Here is a 6,507-nt window from a genome sequence, read left to right as displayed (position 1 = left end):
CGCGTTTCCAGCCCTGGAAGCGGGGGGAGCCTTTCGATCCCGCGGCGCTCGAGGCCGATATGCTCCGCTTGCGTAAGTTCTACTTCGATCGCGGATTCCTATCCGCCACGGCCAGCGTGGAGTCCGTTACCCAAGACCCCGAGTCTCAGGCGTACACCATCGTCATCAAGATCGACCAGGGACCGGTCACGCAGGTGCGATCGGTCGAAATTGCCGGGGAGTTCCCTCCCGAGCTGCCTTCGGAGAAGAAACTCCTCGGCCTGCTGGAACTGCAGCCCGGAGATCGGTTGACCCTGGAAGCGTTCGACAGCAGCGTCGCCAGACTGAGCCTGCGGATGCAGAACGCCGGTTATGCACGCGCCAGGATCGTACCTGAAACGACGGTCAATCCCGATACCCACGAGGCCGACGTCATCTTTTCCCTGGATCCGGGCGATCCGACCCCGTTCGGCGAGATCACCATTACCGGAGAGAAGCAGGTGCCCGAACCTGTGATCCGCCGGCAGTTGAAGATCAAGGAGCGTGAGCTCTACAGTGCCCGCGACCTGATCGAATCCCAGGGACGTATCTACGACCTGGGGATGTTTCGTGCCGTGACACCGCGTCAGCTCAACATGGACGAGACCGGCACCCCCCTGAACGTGGATTTCGAGGTCACCGAACGCAAGCCGCGTACCGTCAGGGTCGGAATCGGGGCGAGTTCCGTGGAAAGCATGCGTTACGAGATCGAGTGGGTGCAACGCAATTTCCGACAACAGGCACAGAGGCTGTCGTTCCTCGGGCGCGTGACCGGAATCTCCCAGACGGTCGAGGCGAAACTGTTCGATCCCTACGTGTTCGGGCCGGACACCACGATGTCCTGGAAGCTCTTCGCACTGAACTACAAGCAGTTACAGACCGACCCATTCGGCCTCCTCAACTCGATATTCGACATCGTCGATCCCTTTCCCGCCTACAACCTGTTGACCGCGGGTGGCGAGTGGCAGATCGAGCACGAATTCACACACAGAGTGGCCGGTGCGGCGGGCCTAGAGCTCACCTCGAACACCTTCTACGATGTCGATCTCGCCGCCTCCCAGGAGGCCCTGGAGGGCGTGGAGGATAATAAACTGTTCATCGAGTACGCCTCGGGTCGGTGGGACAACCGTGACAACCGGATCAACACGCGGCGAGGGTGGTTCCTGGGAGGACAAATCGACCATTCGAATACCGCACTGATATCGGATGCCAGCTTCGTCAAGCCCACGGTGGAGGGACGGTACTTCCATCCGGTGTCCCGCAGGATCGTCCTTGCGACGCGGCTCAGGCTCGGCGGGATCGAACCCTACGGCGGGACTACGGTCATCCCAAGCAATGTTCGATATTTCGCGGGTGGACCGGGAAGCGTGCGGGGTTACGCCCTGAACCGCCTCGGTCCGCTGGACGAGGACGGCAGTCCGCTCGGGGGAAACAGCCTGCTTGAGGGCAGCCTGGAGTTACGGTTTCCGATTTTCGGGCCGGTGGGTGGGACCGTATTCGTCGACTATGGGAACGTGTTCTCACCCTCGTTCCATTACCCGCTGGACCAGTTGAAGTTCAGCGTGGGGGGCGGACTGTCGTACCGGACGCCCATCGGTCCGCTGCGATTCGAACTGGCCTACGCGATCGATCCCGCATCGGACGATCTGAGGAGCCCGTTTCTGTTCAGTATCGGTCAGTCTTTTTAGCGTGAAAAAACACCGGCTTCGGGCCAAACAAACCCACCGCGGTGAAAAACACGAAAAACGACTGGATTCGGATCCCGATTGCCTGATTTCGTCGGCCAAGCGCTACCCTAGCGCCTATAGTTTCAAAAATCCGTGCAGTGGGATCGGCTGGCAAGGTGATTTTTCATCTTCTGGGGTGGATGGTCAATATCCATGAAAGTTAGAGTGTAGGACGCAGTGAATTCGCGAACTGCATCGTTCTTAACGACATCCTACGGGCCGATGCCTGATGCAAACGGACCGGGTGACGAGCGCCTCGCCGCCACGCCCATGCATGAATGGTCCAGATCGATCCTCCTTTTCCTGCTCGGTCTTTCGATGGGACTGGGTGCCGCGGATGGTCGACGGATACCGGATGCGCCCAACGCCGTCCACATCAGGCAGATCGCCAGGGCATTGGCGGATGGCCCGCCGTCGCTGCGCAGGGAATTCGCCCTGTTGGCGATCACGGAGATGATCGAGGTTTACGAAAACGAGGCGGAACTCGCCAGGCGCGAGCGCCAACCGGGAGCCGCGCGACGGGACGCACGGCGATGGGCCCTCGCCGTGCGACGACAGGCCGCCGAGCTGGCAGGGATTGTGGTCGGTATAACGGAATCGACCTCGGTCCAGGTCGGGATGACGCCCTATGACCGGGTGTTCGTTGTCGTGGACGGGCGACTGGTGATCCTGACCAATCCCCGGATGGACGAACAGATCATCTTCGAGCAGCACGTTGCGAGCCGGTTCTGTGAACGTAACGTCTGCGAAGACCTGCCGGGGATCACGAGGCAGGCGGAGTCGGCCGATGTCCCCCCATCGATCGTCCCAAGATGGAGCTTCAGTGACCAGGCAGGGCCGGTATGCAACGCCGAGGACGGCCTCGAGATCCAGTTCGCGAGTGTCGCCGACCTGTGGTGGAAACGCCCGGCCTGCGCAGCGGTTTCGGGTGAACTGCTTACCCTTGCCGAACAGATTGCACTCGAGCGGGGCAACGGTACCCCGCTCGACTGGAACGTCATGGTCATCCAGCCACAGGCCGGCAGCGACCTCCACCGGGTCGTGCTGAATGAACGGGGAGACTATCTGCTGCTTCGGCTCCCTGCCCTGTCAGCCGTGCCGGAATTCTTCCGTCTGGCCCTGCCGTGGCTCATCGCCAGGACGGAGGGAGTGCGTTCCCGCCTGGTCGTTGTGAACGGGGAGCGGGTACTCGCTCCCCTCAGTCATCCCGTGGATTGAGCCGGGGTTCGTGGTCTATTCGAACGCCATGCCGGGTTTGATGCCCAGCGATTTGAGGATCTTGGCGAGCGGACAGAAGGTGGAGATTCCCGCCTGGAGGCAGTTGAAGCCGATGAAAGCCGTGAACCACAGCCAGTAGGGGCTGTGGAGCTGACTGAGCACGAGGCTCAACAGAATGAAGACGCCGGCGATCGAGACGACGAGTCGATCAATGTTCACGGGGATTCCTCCTGCCTGGGTGGCGATTCAGGCCCTGTTCGATTCCATTCGTTTCGTTCCGGTCGGGCCGGGAAAACCGGAAACGCATCGCTTTCCGGACCGTGGCAATGCTGACACCGCCCGGTCGACGTCGAAAAACAGGATGCGTTGATTACCGTCAGCAGCCCTCCCCGATCCGGAGTCCCGCAGGTGGACCGCCCGTCTCGAGCCCGAGACCCGACGGATCGGCAGAGCGCTCGGCCTCAACCGGCTGCAGCGGGGGGACGTATCCCGCCAACCCTACGGACAGCGGTTTCAGCATTGGATTCCCTCGACGATTGTCATCGGTCCAGACGTTTGAGCAGGGCGGGATCGTACTGGGTCTCGTATTGCGTCCAGGTACTGAGCTGACCCGCCTCGACGGTGACGTGGCGCAGCACGTAGCCACCGAACAGCACGAGTATCGGTGCCATGAATACCAGGACCCGGCCGCCGCGCATCTCCCAGGTCTCCAGGACCGCCGGGATCAGCAATCCGACGGTCACGAACAGGATCCAGAAGACGAAGGTATAGGGACCGCCGAGCACCAGCGATGTGGCATCGAGCTGGGCCTCGCTGCCGGTGCCGAGATTGATCAGCAGCAGGAACACGAGCGTCAGTTCGACGCCGATCAGCGCCAGGTCGATCCGGGTGAACAGATGTTTCTCCGCCGCCTCGCGTGCGGCCAGCAGTACCAGCGCGGCCGCCGTGGAGAGTCCCGATACCAGGAACAGCGGTCCGAGCACGCCGGTATTCCAGAACGGCCTTGCGCTGAAGGCACTCAGCAGGATGCCGGTATAGATCCCGAGCGCTACCGCGAAGGGGATGCTCACGAACGCGATCTGTCGGCGAAACCGTTCGCTCAGATCCAGCACAGCGGAGACCAACGGCAGCTTCTCGGCGTAGCCGGCCAGCCCCGGATACCCCACCCGCATCGTCGACAGGATCTGCAGGATCGAGATCGGGTAGATCGCCACCAGGATCCACGCACCCCAGGACATGGGCGAGGTGACCTCGAAGGTGGTATAGAAACGGAACACGTAGAGCTTGTGCTCCAGGTCCAGAAACAGCGTGGTCATGCCCAGTGACAGCACGATGGGTGCGAGCAGCGCGAGGCGGTTGGTCGCGAACGGGGCCTCCTCGTCCTTGCGCATCAGCACCATCAGGGCGGCGAAGCACATGATTCCCGCGGTGAGTCCGCCGAGGAACAGGTAGGCCGAAACCTCCCAGGTCCAGACACCCAGGGTGGGGTCGATCTTGTCGTTGTGCCGTGCGGTCGCCAGGACAACTTCTTGCATCGGTTCGCCTCTCTGTGGGTCTTCTACAATGCCGTTAAAATTCGTTCAATATCAGCATATTGCTGACGTTTATTCAGGTCAAATAGTAAACGTTGGGCTGGTTACCGGTCTCGGGCATCAGCGTCTTGTAATTCCGGGTCTTCAGCAGCGTACTCACGACACTGCCGGGATCGTCGAGCAGCCCGAAGTGCATGCAGTGCGTCGGACAGGTCGAGACGCAGGCCGGATCCAGCCCTTTCTCGACGCGATGATGGCAGAAGGTGCACTTGTCGATGTAACCTTCGGGGTGCATGATCAGCCGTGCGTCATAGGGGCAGGCCGCGATGCAGGCCTTGCAGCCCGTGCACTTGTTGGCGTCCACCAGCACGATGTTGGTGTCCTGCCAGTAGTGACTCGCTCCCGTCGGACAGAGATAGACACAGGTGGCGTGCGAACAGTGGTTGCAGCGTTCCGAACGAAACTCCGTACTCAGGTCTGGATAGGTCCCGGAAGTCGCCTCCACCACCCAGTCCCGGTTGAGTCCGGCCGGGACGTTGTTCTCGGTCTTGCAGGCCACGACACAGTCGCCGCAGCCGATGCAGGTGCGGGTGTCGATGACCATGGCGTATCGCATCATCGGTTCAGGTTTCCTGGAGGAGCAGCAAGGCGATCAGGATAAGTGCTGTCTTTCTGAGGGACATCACGCGATTCCTCGAAGCTTGAAGACGATTGGCAAGTAGCGGCCATACCGGCCACGGGGCGTCAGTCTACCACGGAGGCGGTGGCACATTACTACGGGTCAAACGGAAGCCCGGCAGGTATGACAATAAGTATTGTTCTGTACTACCACACTCCCTCCGCCGATCATTGCACCCGGCGTTCGAATCCAAGCACAATCCGTAGCCTGGATGACCCCGAGAAGTCAGTATGACCTGCGGGGGAACGATAACGACTGCCGGTGAAAGGTTTTGGAAATGGCAACGCAGCGACCAGTCCCGGGTCCGGACCTTCGGCCCCTGGCAGAGGGAATCGACCCCGACGAGAGCGAAGTACTGTACGAGTCGGCCGGCCGGATATTGATCACCGGGCCGGCAGAGGCCTGTGCCGCGGCTGCGATCCGGCTCTCACCGCGTCTGGACGTCCTCGTGCTCTCGCCCGGGTCCCCGCCAGACGGTGTCCCGCCTGACCTCCCCTGGCGTCGGGGGCGCCTGGCGTCCCTGGACGGATACCTTGGCCACTTCTGGGCGGTTGCCGAGTGCAAGAACGGGACCATACCCCTGGAACCGGCGCGGACGGATCCCGGCGGGCATTTCGACCTCGTCCTGGATCTGGGGGCGTCGCCTGCAATCGATCGCCGGATCGCGCCGTTGGGTTACTTCGCGCCACAGGGTGATTCCGGGGCGTTGAGGCGGGCGCTGGATACGCTGCCACGATTGACTGGACGCCTCGCTAAACCCCGTTACTTCGAATATCGCGAGTCCTTCTGTGTACACAGCCGCCAGGGGCAGACGGGTTGCTCGCGCTGCATCGAGACCTGCCCCGCCAGTGCGATCGACTCGGACTCCGAGGCAATCCATTTTGATCCCCACCTGTGCCAGGGTTGCGGGACCTGCACCCTGGTCTGCCCCACCGGTGCCGTTCGCTACCGGCAGCCGAGCGCGGATGATCTGCAGGAAAAGCTGTGGCAACGGGTTCGGACGGGCGACACGCACCGCCCTCCCGCGCTCATCCTCTGCGAACCCGGTTCCGAGACGGCGGTGCGCGCCGCAGCCGGGCAGTCCGGCGAAAGGCACACCGTGGTCGGGGTTCTGCCGGCCATTGCCGCCCTCGGTATGGACACCTGGCTGGAGTTCCTGGCTGCCGGTGTTCCGTCCGTGACGCTCTGCCCTGCGTCCGACCAGAGCGAACCCCACCTCTCAACCGAGATCGAGCAGACCCGGCGCCTGTTGTCGGGGCTGGGACACGATCCCGATCGCTTGGTCCTGAGGGAACCGGGAGACTTGACCGGCGCCGCAGACCGACCGGCGACC

Annotated in this window: 7 protein-coding genes; 3 read left to right on the top strand and 4 right to left on the bottom strand. The window is 62.2% G+C overall.

Features of this window, described 5'->3' with window-relative positions:
• Together bamA and LJE91_04815 are read left to right on the top strand one after the other, a co-directional pair.
• Positions 1-1,706 (top strand): outer membrane protein assembly factor BamA (gene bamA, locus LJE91_04820; protein ID MCG6868062.1); only part of this gene is annotated, 1,706 nt, incomplete at its 5' end.
• 261 nt (positions 1,707-1,967) lie between these two features.
• The gene (locus LJE91_04815) at positions 1,968-2,963 is read left to right on the top strand and encodes a hypothetical protein (protein ID MCG6868061.1); all 996 of its coding nucleotides are present in this window, start codon (positions 1,968-1,970) and stop codon (positions 2,961-2,963) included.
• Between the two features lie 15 nt (positions 2,964-2,978).
• Here LJE91_04815 and LJE91_04810 read toward each other — a convergent pair whose 3' ends face one another.
• The 4 genes from LJE91_04810 to LJE91_04795 form a co-directional block, all read right to left on the bottom strand.
• Positions 2,979-3,182, bottom strand: coding sequence for a DUF2892 domain-containing protein (locus LJE91_04810; protein ID MCG6868060.1), 204 nt, complete (start codon positions 3,180-3,182; stop codon positions 2,979-2,981).
• Positions 3,183-3,339: 157 nt separating this feature from the next.
• Positions 3,340-3,483, bottom strand: coding sequence for a hypothetical protein (locus LJE91_04805; protein ID MCG6868059.1), 144 nt, complete (start codon positions 3,481-3,483; stop codon positions 3,340-3,342).
• A 19-nt stretch (positions 3,484-3,502) separates the two neighbouring features.
• Positions 3,503-4,498: a polysulfide reductase NrfD gene (nrfD, locus tag LJE91_04800; GenBank protein ID MCG6868058.1), complete on the bottom strand. Its 996-nt coding sequence runs from the start codon at positions 4,496-4,498 to the stop codon at positions 3,503-3,505.
• Positions 4,499-4,571: 73 nt separating this feature from the next.
• The gene (locus tag LJE91_04795) at positions 4,572-5,114 is read right to left on the bottom strand and encodes a 4Fe-4S dicluster domain-containing protein (protein ID MCG6868057.1); all 543 of its coding nucleotides are present in this window, start codon (positions 5,112-5,114) and stop codon (positions 4,572-4,574) included.
• 337 nt (positions 5,115-5,451) lie between these two features.
• On the opposite strand from LJE91_04795, the gene LJE91_04790 reads away from it, so the two are divergent.
• Positions 5,452-6,507 (top strand): 4Fe-4S binding protein (locus tag LJE91_04790; protein MCG6868056.1); only part of this gene is annotated, 1,056 nt, incomplete at its 3' end.

This window comes from Gammaproteobacteria bacterium, assembly GCA_022340215.1.
Taxonomy (GTDB): domain Bacteria; phylum Pseudomonadota; class Gammaproteobacteria; order JAJDOJ01; family JAJDOJ01; genus JAJDOJ01.
This window is presented reverse-complemented; position numbering and strand designations above follow the sequence as displayed.

Bases quoted from the DNA above. Each gene is read 5' to 3' on its own strand.
- LJE91_04805 (MCG6868059.1), bottom strand. From the start codon at position 3,483: ATGCTGAAACCGCTGTCCGTAGGGTTGGCGGGATACGTCCCCCCGCTG.
- nrfD (MCG6868058.1), bottom strand. From the start codon at position 4,498: ATGCAAGAAGTTGTCCTGGCGACCGCACGGCACAACGACAAGATCGAC.
- LJE91_04815 (MCG6868061.1), top strand. From the start codon at position 1,968: ATGCCTGATGCAAACGGACCGGGTGACGAGCGCCTCGCCGCCACGCCC.
- LJE91_04795 (MCG6868057.1), bottom strand. From the start codon at position 5,114: ATGATGCGATACGCCATGGTCATCGACACCCGCACCTGCATCGGCTGC.